The organism is Corynebacterium sp. KPL2830, from assembly GCF_040225635.1.
Classification (GTDB): domain Bacteria; phylum Actinomycetota; class Actinomycetes; order Mycobacteriales; family Mycobacteriaceae; genus Corynebacterium.
In genome coordinates this window covers 20,827-41,674 of the sequence record NZ_JBEHFR010000008.1, presented here as the reverse complement: position 1 = coordinate 41,674, position 20,848 = coordinate 20,827, and the positions used below count along the sequence as shown (strand labels likewise).

At 60.8% G+C, this 20,848-nt stretch carries 17 protein-coding genes; 6 read left to right on the top strand and 11 right to left on the bottom strand.

Translation table 11 applies throughout. From position 1 onward, the window contains the following. Positions 1–3: 3 nt before the first annotated feature. From ABRP87_RS04240 to ABRP87_RS04230, 3 genes are read right to left on the bottom strand one after another with little or no spacing between them, the layout of a single operon-like run. Positions 4–1,119, bottom strand: a complete 1,116-nt coding sequence (locus tag ABRP87_RS04240) for a metallophosphoesterase family protein (RefSeq protein ID WP_349867856.1) — start codon at positions 1,117–1,119, stop codon at positions 4–6. 2 nt (positions 1,120–1,121) lie between these two features. After that, a complete protein-coding gene (locus tag ABRP87_RS04235) occupies positions 1,122–1,943 on the bottom strand; it encodes an SWIM zinc finger family protein (RefSeq protein ID WP_349867855.1) in 822 nt (273 codons plus the stop codon). 4 nt (positions 1,944–1,947) lie between these two features. Further along, positions 1,948–4,965, bottom strand: coding sequence for a DEAD/DEAH box helicase (locus tag ABRP87_RS04230; RefSeq protein WP_502879278.1), 3,018 nt, complete (start codon positions 4,963–4,965; stop codon positions 1,948–1,950). Between the two features lie 180 nt (positions 4,966–5,145). On the opposite strand from ABRP87_RS04230, the gene putP reads away from it, so the two are divergent. The 3 genes from putP to ABRP87_RS04215 are packed head-to-tail and all read left to right on the top strand — an operon-like array spanning position 5,146 to position 7,818. After that, complete coding sequence (gene putP, locus ABRP87_RS04225; protein WP_349837802.1) at positions 5,146–6,717, top strand: sodium/proline symporter PutP; 1,572 nt, start codon at positions 5,146–5,148, stop codon at positions 6,715–6,717. A gap of 34 nt (positions 6,718–6,751) precedes the next feature. After that, positions 6,752–7,318 carry an HNH endonuclease family protein gene (locus ABRP87_RS04220; protein ID WP_349867853.1) on the top strand — a complete coding sequence of 189 codons (567 nt, stop codon included), beginning with the start codon at positions 6,752–6,754 and terminating at the stop codon, positions 7,316–7,318. A gap of 56 nt (positions 7,319–7,374) precedes the next feature. Beyond that, positions 7,375–7,818: a DUF2269 domain-containing protein gene (locus tag ABRP87_RS04215; protein WP_349867852.1), complete on the top strand. Its 444-nt coding sequence runs from the start codon at positions 7,375–7,377 to the stop codon at positions 7,816–7,818. A gap of 8 nt (positions 7,819–7,826) precedes the next feature. On the opposite strand, the gene ABRP87_RS04210 is transcribed toward ABRP87_RS04215, so the two are convergent. The 4 genes from ABRP87_RS04210 to hutU all read right to left on the bottom strand — a co-directional run bounded on the left by ABRP87_RS04210 (position 7,827) and on the right by hutU (position 13,977). Then, complete coding sequence (locus tag ABRP87_RS04210; RefSeq protein ID WP_349867851.1) at positions 7,827–9,065, bottom strand: HNH endonuclease signature motif containing protein; 1,239 nt, start codon at positions 9,063–9,065, stop codon at positions 7,827–7,829. Between the two features lie 147 nt (positions 9,066–9,212). Further along, positions 9,213–11,084, bottom strand: a complete 1,872-nt coding sequence (locus ABRP87_RS04205) for a DEAD/DEAH box helicase (protein WP_349867850.1) — start codon at positions 11,082–11,084, stop codon at positions 9,213–9,215. Between the two features lie 46 nt (positions 11,085–11,130). Further along, positions 11,131–12,300 (bottom strand): imidazolonepropionase, encoded by a 1,170-nt coding sequence (gene hutI / locus ABRP87_RS04200; protein WP_349867849.1) that lies wholly within the window; start codon positions 12,298–12,300, stop codon positions 11,131–11,133. Next, the gene (gene hutU / locus ABRP87_RS04195; protein ID WP_349867848.1) at positions 12,301–13,977 is read right to left on the bottom strand and encodes a urocanate hydratase; all 1,677 of its coding nucleotides are present in this window, start codon (positions 13,975–13,977) and stop codon (positions 12,301–12,303) included. It abuts the gene before it with no gap. Between the two features lie 181 nt (positions 13,978–14,158). Between hutU and ABRP87_RS04190 the strand changes: the two genes are divergently transcribed. Next, positions 14,159–14,956: an SGNH/GDSL hydrolase family protein gene (locus ABRP87_RS04190; RefSeq protein WP_349867847.1), complete on the top strand. Its 798-nt coding sequence runs from the start codon at positions 14,159–14,161 to the stop codon at positions 14,954–14,956. Here ABRP87_RS04190 and ABRP87_RS04185 read toward each other — a convergent pair. The 3 genes from ABRP87_RS04185 to ABRP87_RS04175 form a co-directional block, all read right to left on the bottom strand. Next, on the bottom strand, positions 14,939–15,601 hold the full coding sequence (locus ABRP87_RS04185) for a flavin reductase family protein (RefSeq protein ID WP_349837804.1): 663 nt from the start codon (positions 15,599–15,601) through the stop codon (positions 14,939–14,941). The two genes, ABRP87_RS04190 and ABRP87_RS04185, sit on opposite strands and share 18 nt — an antisense overlap. A gap of 1 nt (position 15,602) precedes the next feature. Further along, the gene (gene hutH, locus ABRP87_RS04180; RefSeq protein ID WP_349867846.1) at positions 15,603–17,156 is read right to left on the bottom strand and encodes a histidine ammonia-lyase; all 1,554 of its coding nucleotides are present in this window, start codon (positions 17,154–17,156) and stop codon (positions 15,603–15,605) included. Positions 17,157–17,230: 74 nt separating this feature from the next. Beyond that, positions 17,231–17,974: an IclR family transcriptional regulator gene (locus ABRP87_RS04175; protein WP_298695436.1), complete on the bottom strand. Its 744-nt coding sequence runs from the start codon at positions 17,972–17,974 to the stop codon at positions 17,231–17,233. A 62-nt stretch (positions 17,975–18,036) separates the two neighbouring features. Here ABRP87_RS04175 and hutG point away from each other — a divergent pair, with 62 nt between their 5' ends. Then, positions 18,037–18,975 (top strand): formimidoylglutamase, encoded by a 939-nt coding sequence (gene hutG / locus ABRP87_RS04170; RefSeq protein ID WP_349867845.1) that lies wholly within the window; start codon positions 18,037–18,039, stop codon positions 18,973–18,975. Between the two features lie 3 nt (positions 18,976–18,978). Here the strand turns inward: hutG and ABRP87_RS04165 are convergent, their stop codons facing one another. Further along, entirely contained in the window at positions 18,979–20,325 is a 1,347-nt protein-coding gene (locus ABRP87_RS04165) for a YjiH family protein (protein ID WP_349867844.1), read from the bottom strand. A gap of 127 nt (positions 20,326–20,452) precedes the next feature. Between ABRP87_RS04165 and ABRP87_RS04160 the strand changes: the two genes are divergently transcribed. Then, complete coding sequence (locus ABRP87_RS04160) at positions 20,453–20,839, top strand: (deoxy)nucleoside triphosphate pyrophosphohydrolase (RefSeq protein ID WP_349867843.1); 387 nt, start codon at positions 20,453–20,455, stop codon at positions 20,837–20,839. Positions 20,840–20,848 lie beyond the last annotated feature (9 nt).

Genomic DNA, 20,848 nt, shown 5'->3' with positions numbered 1-20,848 from the left:
GGTTTATCCTTCCAGGCGAAATAGCAGGTTGGCGGCGTCGCGGGCCACCGGATCCTCGCGGTTATCCAGCAGCTCTTGCAAGGCGTCGGCGGCATAGCCGGAAATATCCAGGTTGGCTAGTTCATCTTCGCTAGGCTCCAAGAACAGGTCCATGGTCCGCTCGCGCGGGCGCAGCGAGGCAAAGACCGCCTCCAACTCATCCAGCCCACGCTGCAGCCGGGCGTGCGCCGCGATGCCAAGGGTCCCCTGCAGGCTGTATTTAATCGCCGTGCGCACCTTATCCGGGTACTCTTCCAGGCTGCGCAGGAAGCGTTCGACATCCTCGGTGGAATTGACGGAGGCATCGAGGGCTTCAAACGTCCAGCGCCCGATGCTGCGCTTATCGATGTCTATATCCTCCCCCTCAATCCTTACCACCAGCGCATTCCCGGAATCGGCCTCGCCGCCACCAGTGGAGCACTCCTTAAAGTCCGTGGTCTCCGGGCTGCCAGAGAACCAGACGCGCCCGGTTGTGCCCAGGCTGGCCGTCGAGTGGGTATCGCCCAGCGCCAAGTAATCAATCACCCCGCGCTCCAAGCACTGTTCGACGAATTCTAGGTCGATGGTATCGGCATCTCCCCCGCTAGAGCGCGAATCCACCTGGCCATGGCCCACGGCGATCCGGATTCCCTCCGTGGGTTCGAGTGGCTCTAAGGCTTGGCGCACCAAGTCGTGGTTGGCGCGCTTGGACAGGTACGGCGCCCCCACTAATTCCACGCCATTGCGCACCTCGATTGGCTCAGAATCCGCAATGACGTGCACGTTATCCGCGCTGGTGCGATAAAATACCGAGTCCGCGACCAGCGGATCGTGGTTTCCGGGCAGCACATACACCGGTACCGGCAAGCGCTTAAACATCTCGGTGGCGCGGGCCAAGATCTCCCGGGAGAGCGCATTGTGTTCAAATACATCGCCGGCGACGACAATGAACTCCGCGCCAACCTCCTCCGCCAGCTGGCCTAGGTGCATGATGGCGGACTCGCGGTCATCGTTGAAACGACCTTGCGCCTCCCCCTTCAAGAACCAGCGGGTCATTCCCAGCTGGAAGTCGGACGTGTGGATAAAGGTCGTTGCAGTCATAATCAGTGCGTTAAGTGGTAGTAGAGGTCTTCAATATCGGACACGGCGCGCAAGAGCTCAATATTGGTATGCGATACGGCCCGCAGGGCCTTGCGCAAGAGGTCTGGATCAGAATCTTTCAGCGCCGGGGCAACCTTGGGGTGCGGCAGTTTCGGCATCTCGCGGCCGTTCCAGAACACATCGTTCTTTTCTTCCGCGGATAAATCGCTGGCCCCAAAGCTTTCGCGGGAGACCTGCTGCGATTGCTCCATGACGGCCTTTTCCAAGCGCGCAAAATCCAGCCCGCGCATGTTGAAAATCACGGCGGGATCCGCGTCCGCGCGGGTGGCGAGCCTATCTCCCACCGCCACGACGTGCTTGCAGGTATAGGCGGAATCCGGGCAGGTGCAGGATAAGCGCAGTTCTTCGGCCTCGCTGGCGAACAAGGTATCCAGCGCTTCCTCAGATAGCAGGCCTTTGCGCGCGTTCGCTACGGAATTGGGCGTGCGCGCGAATTGGCTGGCCAGTGCCGCGATATCGTCATTATCGCGGTACGGCAACTGGATGAGTACGGAAAAAGGCTCGTTCTGGGAACCGGCCACGCGCCCATGGATGGCACCATTGCGGATTTCCAAACCAACGACGTGCCCGCCCTCGGCGTACTGGCGCCCGCGGGTAATCCGCCCCCGGTCCGCGTCATGGCTGGTAAAGGAAGAAATCCGAGCGGCGGTCTTGGACAGCAGCCGCCCGCTGCCGTCAACATGGTTGACCTCATCCGGGGTGCTCACGCGCTTGCGGGTACCAAAGTTTGCGTAGATGACATTGTCATCGCCTTTGACGGCCATCCGCTTACTCCTTTCCCCGGTAACTCATGAGCTCCGCCAGCTGGTCCGGCTCCAATTCCGTGAGCCAGCCCTCGCCTTCGCCGACGACGGCCCCAGCCAGCTGAGTCTTGCCATCCAAAATGTCTTGGATGGATTCTTCCAACGTGCCAGCGGTAATCATCTTATACACCTGCACGTTGCGGCGCTGACCAATGCGGAAGGCGCGGTCCGTGGCCTGGTTTTCCACCGCGGGATTCCACCAGCGGTCCATGTGCACCACGATCGATGCCGCGGTTAGGTTCAGGCCCGTGCCGCCTGCTTTGAGCGAAAGGATCATCGCCTGTGGGCCATCATCGGCCTGGAAGTCCTCCACCATCTGGTCGCGTTTATTCTTGGTCACCCCGCCGTGTAGGAAGGGAATCTCATGGCCCAGTTGCCCGCTCAGGTAGGGTTGCAAGATATCACCGAAGGCCTTGTACTGAGTAAAGATCAGCAGGCGTTCGCCGGATTCGGTGGCGGCATCGACAATCCGCATCAGCTCCTTCACCTTGCCCGAGCGGTGCTTGCCCTTGATAACCACCGGCGAATCATCCCCCAGGTAGTGCGCTGGGTGATTGCAGATCTGTTTAATGCGGGTCAAAGAGGCCAAGACGATGCCGCGCTTGCTGATGCCCGTAGCATCCTCCAAGCTCTTCTTCACCTCATTGACCAGTGCCTTATACAAAGCCGCCTGCTCGGTGGTCATGGATACGGTAAAAATCTGCTCGGATTTTTCCGGCAGGTCATCGATGATATTGGGATCGGTCTTGACGCGGCGCAGGATGAGAGGTGCGGTCAGCGCGCGCAGGCGCTCAGACATCTCCTCATCGTTATTGCGCTCGATGGCCTTGGCAAAGTGATTGCGGAAGAACGACGCCGTGCCTAAAATCCCTGGGTTGCAAAAGTCCAAGATGGAGCGCATCTCCGATAGCCGGTTTTCCACCGGAGTACCGGTCAGCGCCACGCGGTGCTCAGACGGCAGCGAACGCACCGCCTTGGAGGAACGCGTGGCCGAGTTCTTAATGGCCTGCGCTTCATCGAGGACCACACGCTGCCAGGACACCTCGCCCAAGAGGTTGAAATCCCGGCTCACGGTGCCGTACGTCGTAATGACCAGATCTGCTTTCGCGGCGGCCTCGAGGAACTTCTCCCCGCCCGGACGCCCCGCGCCGTGTTGCACCATGACCTTAAAATCCGGCACGAAGCGACGGGCCTCGCGGGCCCAATTGCCCACCACGGAGGTGGGTGCAACGACCAAGGTGGGCCCGGTCTGTTCACCGCGCTCCTTCTCCACCGCCAAAAGGGACAGTAGTTGGAGTGTTTTGCCGAGCCCCATGTCATCGGCAAGCACGGCGCCAATATTATTGCGCGACATCCAATACAGCCAATCCACGCCCGTGCGCTGATACTCCCGCAGCTCCGCGTGGACGGTCTCCGGGATGTCCACGCGCTTAGGTGCGACCGTATCCATGCCGCCGAGCAACGCGGTATGCCACGTGCTGCCGGTAAATTCGATGGGCTCTTGGGCCATCGACTCGAGCGCCAGCTCCCGCAGCTCCGCCACCGTGACCTGGTGCTCGCTCTTCTCATTGAACTCCGCGCGGCGACGCTCGACCTCCGCCATGAGCTGCTGCCAGCCCGGCTCACCTAGTTTCTTGGCCATCTCCGCCGATGCAGCCAGCTGCTCGAGCTCCTTCTTGGCGCGCTCGCGGGACTTATCCGCAAGCTCCTCCATATAAGAAGAAACCTTGGACACGACCTGGGTATCGGCCATGACCCACTTGCCGCGCAGCTGAATGAGCCCGGACTTGGAATTGACCAGCTCGTCCATCTCGGCTTCGGTAAGCTCCACATCGCCCACGGACATGCGCCAGTTATAGTCCACCAGCTGATTCATGCCGATGTGCTTCTTCGTGGCGGCCTCTGCCGGATCCCTGGCCTCGCGGGTTTCCAGCTTGGCCTTCGTATCCATCTGCGCCCACGATTTGGGCAGCATGACGGTAATGCCCCGCTTTTTCAGCTCGGGCACCTCGTGCGCAATAAACTGGGTGAGCTGCTCCGTGTCTAGGTAAACATCCCAATCGCCGTCGCCAGGCTGGGGCATTTGCGTACTCTGGCCCAAGCTCGGCGCCGCGCGCACGGCCTTGCGGTGGTTCTCGCGCAGCTTCTCGATGCTCGCCCTATCCAGCTCCTCCGCCGATACCGGCCGCGGCGAATCCGTTCCCGAGCGCACCCGCACCCGAATCGGCCACGCTGCATCTTCTGGATCCTGTTCTTCAGGCTCCTCCACGATGTAGACGAGTTGGAGTTCCACCTGGTAAATGGAATTTTTCCATTCATTGAGCCCGCGCAGTAGTTGCGCGCGGCCGCGGCGAATGGGCGACGTCGTCAACAGTGCACGGGCGAAGTCGTGCCACGGCATGGGCCGGGGCTCATTGAGCAGCGGCTGCAATTCCCGGTTGGCAATCCAATGCGTCAGTTCATCCGCTAGGTCATCCGAAAGGGCTCTATTATTTATATGGAGAATCCCGGGTGCCGCAGCCATCATCTCAGCGAGCCAACCGCGCTCGCCCAAACCTGAGGCCAACTGCCACATGGGGAACCACTCGTTGGCCTGGTAGGCCAGCCGGAACGTCACCCTGCCCGCGCGGACAAACTTGCTCAGGCCGCTATATGCGTGGATGAGCCAGTGCAGATCCGGTGCAATCGATGCCGGTGGATGGTGATCCAGGTATTCCAGCTGGGCTAGGGCTTCTACCGCTTCTTCCGGGGCAAACATGGCCATGGGCACCATGAGCGAGACGTCCTTACCCTTTGGCGTCCGTAGTGATACTCGCGCCCGGTTCCGGAATGATTTCTTAGCCAAGATGGCATCAATAGCCTGCGGAAACGTCCCTTCTGGCACGGCCGAAGGCATAACAATCTTGTGCCCTTCTACCTGCTCAATCCATAGACCAAGCCCCGAGACCGGCAGCCAAAGGCCATGCACAAGGTAAGAAGCCATAGCCGCCAGCATAGCAGCCCAGCAAAGTTTTGTTACAAGCTCGTTATATTCACGTCTTTACGCAGTTAAACGGTGAAAAACATCACCAGAGATCTATGCCACAGCTGGATTTTAGCTTGGTTGAACCTTAAGTCACCGTTAACGTAAGAATGTCCGACAAATCACTACAAGGAGTGAAACGTGCAAGAATCAACTTGGTACGTCATTGCGATGATTGTCTATTTCCTCGTAATGGCAGCCATTGGCTACTGGAGCTACAAACAAACCGACGAATACGACGATTATGTTTTGGGCGGCCGTGGCCTGCACCCATTCGTAGCTGCTCTCTCCGCCGGCGCATCTGATATGTCCGGCTGGCTGCTCATGGGTCTGCCTGGCGCGCTCTTCCTTTCCGGTTTTTCCGAGCTGTGGATGCCTATCGGCCTCCTTATCGGTGCATGGGCAAACTGGAAGTGGATTGCGCCGCGTCTGCGCGCGTACTCGGAGGTTGCGGGCGATTCCATTACGGTCCCCTCCTTTTTCGAGAACCGTCTGCGCGATAAGTCGCGCCTGCTGCGTATTATCTCCGCAGTTATCATTATCTTCTTCTTTACCTTCTACGTCTCTTCCGGCATGGTCTCCGGTGGTCGTTACTTCGAGTCCACCTTCGGTGGCGACTACATCACCGGTATGTTGGTCATCGCCGCAGTGACCATTTTCTACACCTTCATCGGTGGCTTCTTGGCAGTGTCCTACACCGATGCTATGCAGGGCATGCTCATGTTCGTCGCCCTGCTGATCGTGCCAATCATGGCGCTTTTCGCTCTTGACGATGCCGGCGCGATCTTCTCCTTCGCTACCGAAAACAACTACGCTACCGACGGCGCACTAGAGCCAAACGATAACTACTTCTCTCTCTTCGCTGGCGTTTCCGCTGGTGTTATCGTTGGTAACGCCGCTTGGGGCCTTGGCTACTTTGGTCAGCCGCACATCATCGTGCGGTTCATGGCGCTGCGTAAGCCTTCCGACGCTAAGCAGGGCCGTTTCTACGGCATCACCTGGATGGGCCTTTCCGTCATCGGCGCCATCTTCGTTGCGCTTACCGGTACCGTGTACTTCACCCAGTTCGGTGAGACCATCACTGACCAAGAGAACTTCGAGACCATCTTCTTGGATATGGCTCAGGCCATGATGCACCCATTGCCTGCTGGTTTCGTCTTGACCGCAGTCTTGGCAGCGATCATGTCCACCATGTCCTCCCAGATGCTCGTGGTTTCCTCTTCCCTGATCGAGGACCTCTACCTCATCATCGCAAAGCGCAAGCCTGCCGAGCGAATCCTGATTAACCTTTCCCGTACCGCCGTTGTGGCCATTGCGGTTATCGCCGCAATCTTGGCCATCAACCCGTCCGACTCCATTCTTGGCCTGGTCGGCTTCGCATGGGCTGGTTTCGGTTCCGCATTCGGTCCGCTGGTCATCCTGGCTCTGTACTGGAAGCGCCTCAACGCAACCGGTGCAATCGCCGGTATGGTCACCGGTGCAGTCGTCGCCATCGGTTGGGGCATGTCCCCGCTCGGCGATTCCCTCTACGAGATGGTTCCGGGCTTCTTCTCCGCACTCATCGTCACCGTTCTGGTCACCTTGGCTACCAAGCAGCCAGACCAGGAGGTCTTGGACGAGTTCGAGGAAGCCGAGAAGCTTGCCAAGCTCGTTGAGAAGGACGACTCCCTGGACTTCGAGGAAGCAGCAGAAAAGGTTTCCGATAACAAGTAGGAACCTTCCCGCATCTCGCGGAGTCCAATAGGACATGAAGTCCTATTATCTGGCCGCGCTATCATGCATAACCGCTCTCGTTATCGCATGGTATGCGTGGCCTTTTCCGCGTTTTGATGTCTCCACCGTGCCATCCCGCGCGGAATTGCGGGGCTACGACCGCGACGAGTTTGGCGGCTGGCAGCCCAACGGCGCCTGCACCACGCGGGAGGCCATCATGGAGAACCAGGCCAGCGAGGCCTTCGCTGACTGCCGGCCGCAATCCGGCACGATCTATGACCCCTACGCGGGCGAGACGATTTCAGCCACCTCCCCCATTGAGGTCGACCACATCTTCCCTCTTTCTGCCGCCTTTGACATGGGTGCCGCAGAATGGGACCAAGACACCAAGAGGCGTTTTGCCAACGACCCCCTCAATTTAGTGGCGACCAGCCGTAAGCTCAATCAGGAAAAGTCCGATTCCCTCCCCTCTGAGTGGCTGCCGCCCGCCAACCGATGCGGCTATTCGCGGCGCCTCGCAGAAATCGCGCGAAAGTACGAGTTACCGTTGCCCCGTGCGGACGTCCGTGCAATGAGAAGGCAATGTCGGTTCGATTTCTAGCAGGGAAATTGATTAGGGTGAACAAGGCAACTTTTCTTAACTGAAGGGCATCCTCCATGACTACTTTTTTCATTTTCCTGCACGTGGCAGCGGCCATCGTCCTGCTTGGCCCCGTGTGCATTTCCACCTCCATTTACCAGACCCAGCTGCAGGGCGCAGCGCAGGGCGATAAGACGGCCCTCGGAGCCGCCCGCAACTTGCACAACATCACCAACACTTACGGCTATATTTCCGCCCTCGTGCCGGTCCTTGGTCTTGCTGTGTTCCTGTCTGATATCGAAATCTTCAAGAGCCAGGTCAACTTCCACATCGCCATCCTTGTGGCCATCATCGCGTGGTGCCTGCTCTTCTTCCTCATCCTTCCTAAGCAGCGTACGGCGCAGGCAGCCCTAGAGTCCGGCGATACCGCCAATCTGGGCTCCATTAAGAAGTCGCTGTCCGCTTTCGGCGGCGTCTTCAACCTCCTGTGGATCATCTGCCTTATCCTGATGTACCTCTAGGAAGCCATTTATTTTTCGGGGACAGTGTCATCGCTGTCCCCTTTTTCATGCGTGGATTCCTCCCTAAGCTCTTCTTTTAGTTGCTGCGCATCTGCGTGCGCATTCTCCCGCCGCTTCTGCGTGGCCTGCGCCACCGTCTGCGCCCACCTGCGGTTCTTCGGTGCCAGCGGTCCGCTCGCGGAGTCGTAGACCCACGTAGAGTCATCGAAAAGCCAGATGATGTCCCCGCTTATCGGGTCCTTGATATAAAACGCCCTCCCATCGGTCTTTATGTTGTGATGGTGCTGGCACAGGCAAGTGAGGTTTGCCGCCGAGGTCGGCCCACCATCTGCAAAGTCGTGCCGATGGTCCATCTGAGAAGCCACCGCCGGCCGCGTGCAGCCTGGCCACCGGCACGTGCCATCCAACCCCTCTACAAACGCCCGGATATCTGGCGGCGTCACATAGTTAGGGCTCTCCGCCTGACCGGCCTTCTCCATATCCCTTGTCGTAGTCGCCCGAGCCTGTAGGTCATCCGCGGTCTCCGGCGATACCCAGCCTAAGTTCTGTACAAACGCGGGTGCATCCGGCAGGTCGCAGCGATACATATTCAACACGACCTTGGCCTTTGCCTGCGCCTTTCCGGTCAGCAACTCCACTGCGGCCTCAGCCATCGTGAGGTCCTTGTCCGTAGCGATATCCCGAATATTGCGGTCGATGATCTCCGCGGTCTCTAACCCGACGTCCAGACAGACCGCGGCCCACTCCCCGCCTGTAGGTTCAACGCTATAGGCTTGCTTGCGGCGCGGATCCCGCGTGGCAATAGAGGGATCGAGGCGCACAATGAGCTCGCGTAACTTGCGGCGGAGATTGCGGTGCGAAGGCAGCTTTTGATTGGGGCGGGTTGGGGTCAAGTAGTTGGTCAGGGCGTCATCGATAGTGAACTTCTTCTCCGCATCAATGGCGCCGAGCTTGGCTAGGGTTTGATCAATCGTAATCAGGCGGTCTAAATCTAAATGGAAATGCTGTTCTTGCCGGGCGCGCAGCCGCGGCAGCTCCTGTAATCGCTCGAAGGCGAGAATAATGTTTCTAATGCGGGACTGACGCGCCCCAGTTAAGTCAGACAGGGATTGGCTAATAATTTCGATATCATCATCTGGGTCAGGGTGAAGCCTTTCCCAGAACTGGTATTCAGCCTTCCTAATCTCCGTAGCTGCACGGGAGGTAGAATTTTCCGGATTGGTATTGGCATAATATGGCGCATTCATGGACTTTCTTTCGAGAGATTTACTAGCACATGCTTTCGCCATACACCATACAAAACCGCCTTGACACACTACCCCCATTTATAGTAAAAGCGCAGGTCACAGGGCATGAAAAAAAGGGCCTCTAAAAGAGGCCCTTTGGAGGTTTAATTAGTCGCGGAAGCGACCACCATGTTTGCGTCCACCGCCGCCGCCATCACGGCGAGGCGGGCGACCAGTATCCTTCTGAATCTTGATGAGCTGCCCAGAAATCCGGGTATCCTTCAGACGGTCCAGCACAGCTGGGTCCATGTTCTTCGGCAGGTCCACGAGAGTGTGCCCCACCGCAATGGTGATGCGGCCAAAGTCCTTGGCTGACAGGCCACCTTCGTTGGCGATAGCACCGACGATGGCACCTGGGCGGACATTCTGGCGCTTGCCGACGTCCAACCGGTACGTCTCAAAGTCACCATCCGGCCGCTTGGAGCCACCGCGGTTCTTGCCGCCGCCCTTGAAGTCGCGGTCGCGCTTGCGGTCATCGCGATCGCGGCGGTCCTTCTTCGGCTTGGGCAAAGGCTTGTCTTCCAAGAGGAAGTTCTTGCCACCCTGGTGCATGACGGCCAACGCAGCGGCGATGTCATCCATGGCAACATCGTTGTCTTCCGAGTACTTGCGTACCAAGTTACGGAAGAAATCGGCCTGCTTGTTGTCCATGGACTGGGTAATGGCCTGCGCAAACTTTTCCTTGCGCTTCTCATTAACCTCATCGACGGAGGGCAGGTCCATCTCTTCGAGGCGGGCGTTGGTCACGCGCTCGATGGAACGCAGCATACGGCGCTCGCGCGGGGTGACGAACAGGATTGCCTCACCGGAGCGACCGGCACGGCCGGTGCGGCCAATGCGGTGCACGTAAGACTCGGTGTCGTTCGGGATATCGAAGTTCACCACGTGGGTGATGCGCTCCACGTCGAGGCCACGCGCGGCGACGTCGGTAGCGACGAGGATGTCTAGGCGGCCATCCTTGAGCTGGTCGACGGTGCGCTCGCGCTGCGCCTGGGCGATGTCGCCGTTAATGGCAGCGGCGCTGTAGCCGCGATCGCGCAAGGCCTCGGCCACCTCTTCGGTCTCGTGCTTGGTGCGGCAGAAGACGATGATGGCGTCATAGGTAATGACTTCGAGGATGCGGGTGAAGGCATCCATCTTTGCGCGGTGCGGAATCAGCAGGAAGCGCTGCTTAATGTTGTCATTGGTGCGGCGCTCGGACTTAACGGTTACTTCCGCCGGGTTGTGCAGGTACTGCTTGGACAGGCGGCGGATGGCATTAGGCATGGTGGCGGAGAAAAGCGCCACCTGCTTGCGGTCCGGCGTGCTTTCCAGGATGCGCTCGACGTCTTCCTGGAAGCCCATGTTCAGCATCTCATCGGCCTCATCGAGGACGAGGAACTGCAGCTGGGACAGGTCAAGCGAGCCCTTTTCCAGGTGGTCGATGACGCGACCCGGGGTACCCACGATGACCTGGGCTCCGCGGCGCAGACCAGACAGCTGGATGCCGTAGGCCTGGCCACCGTAGATGGGAAGAACCTCGATGCCCTTGAGGGTTTCCGCGAAAGATTGGAAGGCGTCTGCAACCTGCAGGGCGAGCTCGCGGGTTGGTGCGAGGACGAGTGCCTGCGGGTGGCGCGCTTGCGGGTCAAGCTGGGACAAGACCGGCAGCGCGAAGGCTGCGGTCTTGCCGGTACCGGTCTGTGCAAGGCCCACGACGTCGCGGCCTTCCATCAGGATCGGGATGGTTTCTGCTTGGATGGGGGACGGCGTGGTGAAGCCTACTTTCGCAACGGCTTGCAGAATTTTATCTGGCAGGCCGACGTGCTCGAACCCCTGGGAGTTGTCGTTGGCCGAGTCCTTGGACTCAGCGCCGGTGCCCTCAGAAGTATTCGCAGCCCTGGTGTCCTGGTTGACACCTTGCGAGTTGTCCTGAGATTCCGACTTATTAAAATCTTCCGGCTCGTTTACGCCGCCGGTGGCGTTATCGGTAATGCTCATTGCTCGTCCAACCCTACGCGATACCGGCGGCAAACTCCATTCCTCGCTATACCCCCGCCACGAACGTGCGGTAGCTCAGCGGCATGCCCGGCCGGTAGGCCAAGTGCACCGCGCTGGGAGCATCGAGCACGTGCAGGTCAGCGGCAGCCCCCTCCACCAGGGTGCCCTTCGCGGGGCGGCCCTGCGGGTCGAGTCCGTTGCCCACATTATGGCGGCGCAACGCCGTGGCACCGCCGGTGGTGGCGGCGTGGATGGCCTCGTCGACGGATAGGTGCTGCTGCAGGACGGCCGTGGTCACGCAGTAGTTCATCGACGATGTATAGGAGGTACCTGGGTTGAGGTTGGAGGCAATGGCGAGGGTGGCGCCGGCATCGAGAAGCGCACGGCCAGGCGCTAAGGGCTCGCGCGTGGAGAGATCGCAGGCCGGGAGCATGGTGGCCACGGTCTCGGATGCGGCGAGCTTTTCGATGTCACCATCGCTCAGGTAGTTCACGTGGTCCACCGAGGCGGCGCCAAGATCGACTGCGAGGCTAACCCCCGGGCCCTCGCCAAGCTGGTTGCCGTGCACGCGCAGGCCAAGGCCCAACTTTTTACCGGCTTCGAGAACGCGGCGCGACTGCTCTTCATTGAACGCGCCGCGCTCGCAGAAGACGTCGATCCACTGGACGTATTCGGCAACGCCGTCCAGCATCGGGCCGACGACCTCATCGAGGTAGTCTTCCGCATCCGCTCCCGGCGGCACGAGGTGGGCACCCAAGAACGTGACGTCATCGACGTGCTGGGATGCCACGCGCGCGGCTTCCACTTCAGATTCCGTGTTGAGGCCGTAGCCGGTCTTGGTCTCGAAGGTGGTGGTGCCACCGCGGCGGCCAGCGGCCACGCGCTCGGCGACGAGCTTATCCAAGCGCTCCGCCCCCGCCTCCCGGGTGGCGTCCATGGTCACCGCGATGCCGCCGGCCTCGTAGGAACCGCCGGACATGCGGGCCTCGAACTCAGCGGAGCGGTCGCCGTCGAAGACCATGTGGGTGTGCGAATCCACCCAACCCGGCAGGACGGCACGCCCGCCTAGGTCCACCTGGTCATCGGCGGCGGGCGCCTGGGAGGCGGGGCCAATCCAGGCGATGGTGCCGTGGTCGGCGATGAGGGCGGCATCGTTAAGCGTGCCGTGCTCGCTGACCGTGCGGAGTTCTGAAATTCCGGTAAAAAGTGTGCTCATTTAATCCCTTGCCTTAAATTCCATGGGAACGCGAACGCCGCGTTCTTTGGCTACTTCCTCTGCGCGAGAGTACCCGGCATCGACGTGGCGGATAACGCCCATGCCTGGGTCATTGGTCAGCACGGCGCGCAGCTTGGCGGCGGCGAGATCGGTGCCATCGGCAACCGTGACCTGGCCGGCGTGGATGGAGCGGCCCATGCCCACTCCGCCGCCGTGGTGGAGGGAGACCCAGGTGGCGCCGGAGGATACGGCGGTCATGGCGTTAAGCAGCGGCCAGTCAGCGACGGCGTCGGTGCCATCGAGCATGGCTTCGGTCTCGCGGTACGGGGAGGCAACCGAGCCGGAATCGAGGTGGTCGCGGCCGATGACGATGGGGGCCTTGATCTTGCCCTCGCGCACCAGGTCATTGAAGAGCAGGCCGGCCTTGTGGCGCTCGTTGTAGCCGAGCCAGCAGATGCGGGCAGGCAGGCCCTCGAACTCGACGTATTCCTCAGCGGCGTCCAGCCAGTTGTGCAGGTGCTCGTTCTCCGGGAATAGTTCCTTCAGGGCTTGGTCAGTGACCTTGATGTCCTCTGGGTCGCCGGACAGCGCTGCCCAGCGGAATGGGCCCATTCCCTCGCAGAAGAGCGGGCGGATATAGGCGGGAACGAAGCCGGGGAACTCGAATGCGCGCTGGTAGCCGGCGTGGCGGGCCTCATCGCGGATGGAGTTGCCGTAGTCAAAGACCTCGGCGCCCTCGTCCTGGAATTCCACCATCGCCTGGACCTGTGCGGCCATGGATTCGCGGGCCTTTTTGGTAAAGGTCGTGGGATCGGCCTTGGCCTCGGACTGCCAGTCATCCACGGTGATTTCGGTGGGCAGGTAGGACAGTGGGTCGTGCGCGGAGGTCTGGTCGGTGACGATGTCTACCTTGAATTCCCCGGCGCGCTGGCGGCGCAGCACCTCGGGGAAGACCTCGGCGGCATTGCCCACCAAGCCCACGGAGAGGGCCTTCTTGTTTTTCTTGGCATCGAGGACCAGGCGCAGGGCCTCGTCCAAGTCGGTGACCACTTCATCGAGGTAGCGCTTGTGCTGACGGCGGCGCAGGCGGTGCTCGTCCACGTCCACGATGAGCACTGCTCCGCCGTTCAGCGTCACGGCGAGCGGTTGGGCACCGCCCATGCCGCCGCACCCACCTGTCAGGGTCAGGGTTCCGGCCAGGCTGCCCTCGAAGCGCTTCTTGGCCACGGCCGCGAAGGTCTCGTAGGTGCCCTGCAGGATGCCCTGGGTGGCGATGTAGATCCAAGAGCCGGCCGTCATCTGGCCGTACATCATCAGACCCTCGTCCTCAAGCTTGCGGAAGTGCTCCCAGTTGGCCCAGTCGCCCACCAGGTTGGAATTGGCGATGAGCACGCGCGGTGCCCATTCATTGGTCTTCCAGATGCCCACCGGCTTGCCGGATTGGACGAGGAGGGTTTCATCGCTTTCTAGGTCCTTCAGCGATTCCACAATGGCATCGAAGGCCTCCCAGCTGCGGGCTGCGCGGCCGGTGCCGCCGTAGACCACGAGGTCCTCGGGGCGCTCTGCCACCTCTGGATCGAGGTTATTCATCAGCATGCGCAGTGGCGCTTCGGTTTGCCAGGATTTTGCGTTGAGTTCGGTGCCGCGGGGTGCGCGGACTTCACGTGGTTCAGACATGGCTTCCTTTCGCTCGTGCTTATCGACGCCGTGCCCTACCCCAAGGCCGGTTTCCCGGGGCTGTCTCCCGGGGGCTTGGCGAGCGTCACAGATATCAATTTAGTGTGATGCACAACGTATTTAGAGCTTGCACAGTCACCAACTGTCTGGCATTTCAGACTCGACGGCTACGATGGCAGTCATGCGCCACGTATTGCCCGCCCTCGCCGCCGCCTGCCTGCTAGCAGGGTGCTCCTCGCAGCCGGAAGAAGCCCCTGAAGACACAGAAAACTATGTGGCCCTCGGGGATTCCTATGCGGCAATGGGCTCGACGACGCTCCCGCTCGATCCGCCCGATTCCTGCGCACGCGCACAAGATTCCTATCCAGAACTCGCCGCGCAAGAGATCACCACGAGCTCTTTCCGCAACGTCGCCTGCCAGGGCGCGAGCACGCTGGATGTTTTATCCTCCGCGGGCGAGCACCCCGCCCAGGTGGACGCGCTTGCCCCGGATACGTCCCTTGTCTCCTTGAGCATCGGCGGCAACGATGCCAGCTTTGTGCGCCTGACCCAATGCGCAACGGACGATATATGCCAAAACGAATCGGGCCCGCAGATAGAACTGGAGCTACACGATCTGCCCCAACGCCTGGACAAGGTCTACGGGGAAATCGCCCACCGCTCGCCCGAGGCAAAGGTCATTGCCACCGGCTATATCCCCCTCATCAACCCCGGCGAGACCTGCCCCTTCATAGAAAAAATCCCGGCCACAGACCGGGAGTGGTTGGCAGATACCATCCAGCGCATCAACCAAACGGTGCGCGAGGCCGCCGAGCGCAACGGCGCCACCTACGTGCTGCCTGACGATGCCTCGCAGCACTCCGCCTGCTCGGATGAACCGTGGGTGGACTTTACAGGGCAGGATACCGATTCCTTCCCCATGCACCCCACCCACGCGGGCCAGGTGGCAATGGCCGAGGCGTTAGGCAGAGCCCTCTAGCCCGGCGCGGGCGGCGTCGTCCGATCCGGGAACGCGCATCTCAAACTTTTCGGTAACCACCGTGTAGTCGAAATAGCCCATGCGTGCAATGGGTTTAATCCGGACGATATCGAGCTTGCCATCCTCATCAACAACGGATTCATCGATGTGGATGGTCTTAACATCCGCAACCACGAGGTCTATTGTGCCGACCTTGGAATTTCCCGGCAGGCGCAGCGTGGTCTTATATTCGCACTCAAACTTCACTGGGGATTCTTTCACCATGGGTATGCGGTAGTTCTCCGCGTATTCCTTGGTGACATTCAAGCGCTCCCATTCGCTATCGCCGTGCTCGAGCACCTGCGCGGACTTATTAACCTCTTCACGCAGGTCATAGGTTGCCATATTCCACACAAACCAGCCGGTTTCTTCCGCATTGAGCACAGTGTCCTTGCGCCGACCATCCGGGTATTGGTTGGCAGAAAACATCACCATGGGTGGGTCAAAAGTGAGGTTTTGCCACTGGCTATACGGGGCGATATTTTCTCGACCCTCGCTATCAACACTGGACAACCACCCAATGGGGCGCGGCACCGTGCTGGACTTAAACGGCGAATACGGCAACGGGTTCGGCTCGGACTGCGGGTTCCACTTTAAGGAAGCCATATTAACCACGCAGCTTTCCGGTGGCAGCCTCGACGGCATCGATCAGCGCGCCAGACTTGACCAGGCGCACGGTCTCCTCGATTTCCGGCGATAGGTAGCGGTCGGTGCCGGGACCAGGAACGGTCTCGCGCAGGGCGGCAATGACCGCGCCGGTGCCGCCAGCGGGCGTTCCCTCGCGCATGTCGATGGCGCGCGCCGCGGTGAGGATCTCCACGGCAAGCACGCGCTGGAGGCCATCGACTGCCTTGCGCAGCTTGCGGGCGGCGGACCACCCCATGGATACGTGGTCTTCCTGCATGGCAGAGGAAGGAATGGAATCGGCCGAGGCCGGGGTGGCCAGGCGCTTTAATTCGCTGACGATGCCAGCCTGGGCGTATTGGGCAATCATGTGGCCGGAGTCGACACCGGGGTCATCGGCAAGAAAGGCGTTCAAGCCGCGGTTGCGGGCCGGATCCAGGAAGCGGTCGGTGCGGCGCTCAGAAATGGACGCCAGGTCCGCGGTGACGATGGAGAGGAAGTCGAGCGCATAGGCCACCGGGGCGCCGTGGAAGTTGCCGTTAGAAACCACGCGGCCGTCCTTGGCCACCACTGGGTTATCCACGGCGGCGGCGAGCTCGCGCTCTGCCACCTGCGCGGTATGCGCCAAGGTATCGCGGAAACCGCCGGCTACCTGCGGCGCGCAGCGCACGGAGTAGGCGTCCTGGACCTGGTTCTTCTTGAACTCCTCCAGCGCTGCGGCGAGGATCTCGGAGCCGTCGGCCACCTGGCGGATATTGGCAGCAGAATCGGCCTGGCCCGGGTGCGGGCGCAGCTGCTGGAGGTCATCGGCGAAGACAACGAGGGTGCCCAGCAGGCCTTCTACCGTCATCGCGGTGGCGATATCGGCGGTCTTGGCGGCCGCGCGCAGGTCAGTAATGGCCAGGCAGAGCTGGCCCAGCATGCCATCGGTGCCATTGATAAGGGCAAGGCCCTCCTTCTCGCGCAGCTCCAGCGGCTCGATGCCGGCGGCGGCAAAGGCCTCGCCGGCGTCCTTGAGCTCGCCGCCCACGCGCACCTCGCCCTCGCCCAAGAGCGCTAGGGCGCAGTGGGCCAGCGGGGCCAAGTCGCCGGAGCAACCCAGCGAACCGTATTCGCGCACCACCGGCACGATGCCGGCGTTAAGGGCCTTGGCGTAGGTTTCTACCACCACGGGGCGCACGCCGGTACGGCCGGTGCACAGGGTGGATAGGCGCAGCAGCATGAGCGCGCGGATGACTTCTTCTTCCACCTCAGGGCCGGTGCCGGCCGCGTGGGAGCGCACCAGGGATAGCTGCAGCTGCGCGCGCATCTCTTCTGGAATGTGGCGGCGGGCAAGCGCGCCAAAGCCGGTGGAAATGCCATAGACCGGCGTGGGGTCCTGGGCCAGTTCTTCGACCCGGTCGCGCGTGGAGGCAACCTCGTCCAAGGCCTCGGCGGAGATTTCTACCGTGGCGCCGTAGCGGGCAACCGCCACGACTTCCTCAATGGTCAGCGCTCCGACGCCGACGGTAACGGTGGATGGGTATGCATTAGGCATGATGACTCCTAGTGTCTTTAGGGCAGCAAAATATAGCTCACGTCACAGCCTAACGCGCTAGCCCGCATGGTACCTCACTTTTCACGCTGGCGATACATTTTCCCCGCAACTTTCTCCGCGCCCTGGCGCAGCGCCGCAATGAGCGCCTCTACCCTATCTGCCGGCGTGGACACGGGATAGGTCACCGCAATGGCCGCAGCAGGCCGCTCCAGGTGGTCCAGGATGGGCACTGCCACCGAGGCCTGCCCCCGCGAGATTTCTTCCACCTCTTGGTCCCATCCGCGCGCAAGGGCCCGGTCCAGCTGCTTTTTAAGGAAACCAAAATTTTCCCCGCCCGCAGTATCGAAGGCGGCCTTGACCTCCCATTCCGGCAGGTGCGCCAGCATCACCCTGCCCGAGGCAGTCTTATGCGCCTGCAGGCGCACCCCCACCTCCGTGACCAAGGAGGTCGCACCCGGCGCGCGGACCTCCTGCAGGTATAAAATCTCCGAGCCTGCCATGCGCGAAAGGTGCCCAGATCCACCTACCAACCGCGCGCATTCCTCCAGATCACGCGTGGCCATGCGCACCAGCGGCTGCTGGGTTACATAGGCAGAGGCCATCGAATACGCGGCCAGGCCCAAGCCGTAGGTCTTGTGCTCGGGCAGGTGGGCAACGAAGCCGGCATCGACCATCTCCGCGAGCAGGTGGTACGTGGTCGAGCGCGGCAGACCGAGCTCGCCTTGGATGCGGGCGGCGGAAATCGGGACATCGATAGTCGATAGCAGCTTGAGGATGTCCAGGGCATGGCGCGCGGCGGGGACTCGGTTAGCACTCACAGCGCCCAATTATATTCCGCTACTGCCAGACAAATTCACCGCACGCTTCTACCATCGGCACTATGAATACCGAATCAGCCCCACTTTTTACTCCCGCCCCCAAGTGGTCCGGCCGCTCCGATGGCCCCGGCCCCGAGCACGCGCGCTGGCATAGTGTTATCAACCAAGCCGAATCCGCGCCCGTAACCCTGTTGGGCTTTGCCTCCGATGAGGGCGTGCTACGCAACGGCGGCCGCCAAGGTGCCGCCGCCGGCCCCGCCGCCCTGCGCACAGCCCTTGGCTCCCTCGCGGTCCACCACGGCCATGCGCTTGCCGATGCCGGAACCATCACCACCCAAGGCGACGATCTCGACGGCGCACACGAGGCGCTATCTGACAAGGTCGAAGAACTCGTCCGCAGCGCTACCCTGCCGATCATCTTGGGCGGCGGGCACGAAACCGCCTTCGGCTCCCACCGCGGCCTATTCCGCGCGCGCGGTGCCACCCCCATCATCAACCTGGATGCCCACTTCGATCTCCGCCACGCGGACCACGCCACCTCCGGCACGCCCTTTACCCAGATTTCCCAGCTCACCGATGACTTTGACTACACCGTCTTCGGTATTTCCCGCCCCAATAACACCGCGGTGCTCTTCAACGATGCCGATAAGCTCGGCGTTAACTACACCTTGGATGAGGAGCTGGTGAACCTCACCCCGGCAGAATGCGGCGCGCTCGCCACCCAGGCCACCACCGCCGCGGACAAGGTCCACCTCTCCATCGACTTGGACGTGCTTCCCGCCTCCACCGCGCCGGGTGTATCCGCCCCGGCCAGCCTCGGCGTTGCCTACGAGCGCATCCGCGCCTTGGCGGTCGCCATCGCCGCGACGGGCAAGCTCGCGCTTGTCGATGTCGTCGAGCTCAACCCCACCTTTGACATAGACAACCGCACCGCCAAGGCAGCGGCGCGGCTTATCGATGACATCGTTAATGCTCACCTCACTGCGGTAAGCGGGCAATAAACCTCAAAACAGCAGGTGCGCAATCGGGGTCGCAATCACGATGGTGAGGGCTACGCGCTCAAACCAGATGATGACCAGGTGGGATAGCTTCACCGGGATCTTGGTGGCCAAAATGCACGGCACCAAAGCGGAGAAGAAGATAATGGCAGAGACCGCCACGACCCCGATGACGAATTTCAGCACCATGGAATCACTGCCTGTCACCGCGGTAGCCGGCAGGAACATCTCCGCAATGCCCATCGCCGCGGCCTTGCCGCCGAGTGCCGGCTCCGGCAGCTGCACTATCCAGGCAAAGGGATAAAACAGGTACCCGATCCATTCAAAGATCGGGGTAAACCGCGCAAGCAGCAAGCCAATAAGGCCCACCGACATAATGGACGGCACGATGGCCGCGGCCATCCGCACGCCATCGCGCAGGTTATCCCAAATGGCTTGTGGCAGCGACGGCGCGCGCTGCAAAGCCAGCATCGCCTCGCGCCACGCATTCTTAAAGCGCGATCCCTCCACCGGCTTTTCTGGGTCTGGCTCTACACCCGCGCAGTATTCATCCGGGATCGTCCGCAGCGGCGGGATGCGCACGGTAATGGCCGTAACCAGGAACGTCACCAGCAGCGTGACGGCAAAGTAGGTGCCCCAGATATTCATCAAATCCAGCTGCTTGGCCACGATGACCATAAACGCCGCCGATACCGTGGAAAACCCCGTGGCAATAACGGCAGCCTCCCTACCGGTATAACCGCCCTTTTGATAGACGCGGTCCGTGACCAAGATGCCCAGCGAATACGACCCCACGAAGGATGCCACCGCATCGATAGCGGAGCGCCCCGGCGTCTTCCACAGCGGGCGCATGATGGGCTGCATCAGCACCCCAACAAATTCCAAGAGACCAAACCCAATAAGAAATGCCAGGAAGGTACCGCCGATGGGCACGATAAGCCCCACCGGCGTAGCAATGGAGTTCCACAAGAAGGGAACCAAGTCCTCATCGCCCAATACCCACGGCAGCGCGTCAATGACCATGAGGAAGGAAATGACCGCGCCTGCGATATTGAGGACCGCAAAGACCGCCTGCAGCGCACTTTGCTTAAACGCCCCAGTGCTAAAGCTGCGCACCGTTCCATACACGGCGAGCGCAAAAATAAGCCACGGCACCACCGCCGGAATGCTATCGCGCACGATGGTGACCATGTGGTCCAAAGGAATGGAGTTCTTTTCCTTATACGTCACAGGAAAGAAGAACACGAACGCGCCAATGGCGCTATAAACAAAGAGTCTCCACCGTCCCCCAGGCCGCGGGACTTCCCCGTCATGGCTCTGGATGGAGGAATTAACTGAATCAGTAGAAGTCACGATAGACCGCCCCTCAAGCTTGCATGATGATCAAGCCCGCGCGACAGCCTGACGCGAACATTGCGATTATGTTATCTAAATAACATGTTGTTGTCTAGCGTTTCTTAGCTCAAGGCACAATGGGACTATGTCTAACCCCATCCGCGTCGTCGGCGCCGTCTTTCACGATGGCGATCGCTTCCTCGCCTGCCGCAAGAAACCCGGAAAACCCCTAGAAGGACATTGGGAATTTCCGGGCGGAAAAATCGAACCGGGAGAATCACCCGAAAAGGCTTTAGCCCGCGAAATTCGCGAGGAACTCAACCTTACTGCCCGCGTAGGCAGCAAACTCACGACGACCATCTACGAGTACGACTTTGCCACCATCGAACTAACCACCTTTTATTGCACGCTCATCGGCGGCGAGCTTCGCCTGAGCGATCATGACGCAACCAGGTGGGTTACCCCCGCAGAAGCAATGGAGCTGACCTGGGCGCCAGCGGATATTCCAGCCGTGGAAAAACTTTGCCCTTAGAATCTTGTA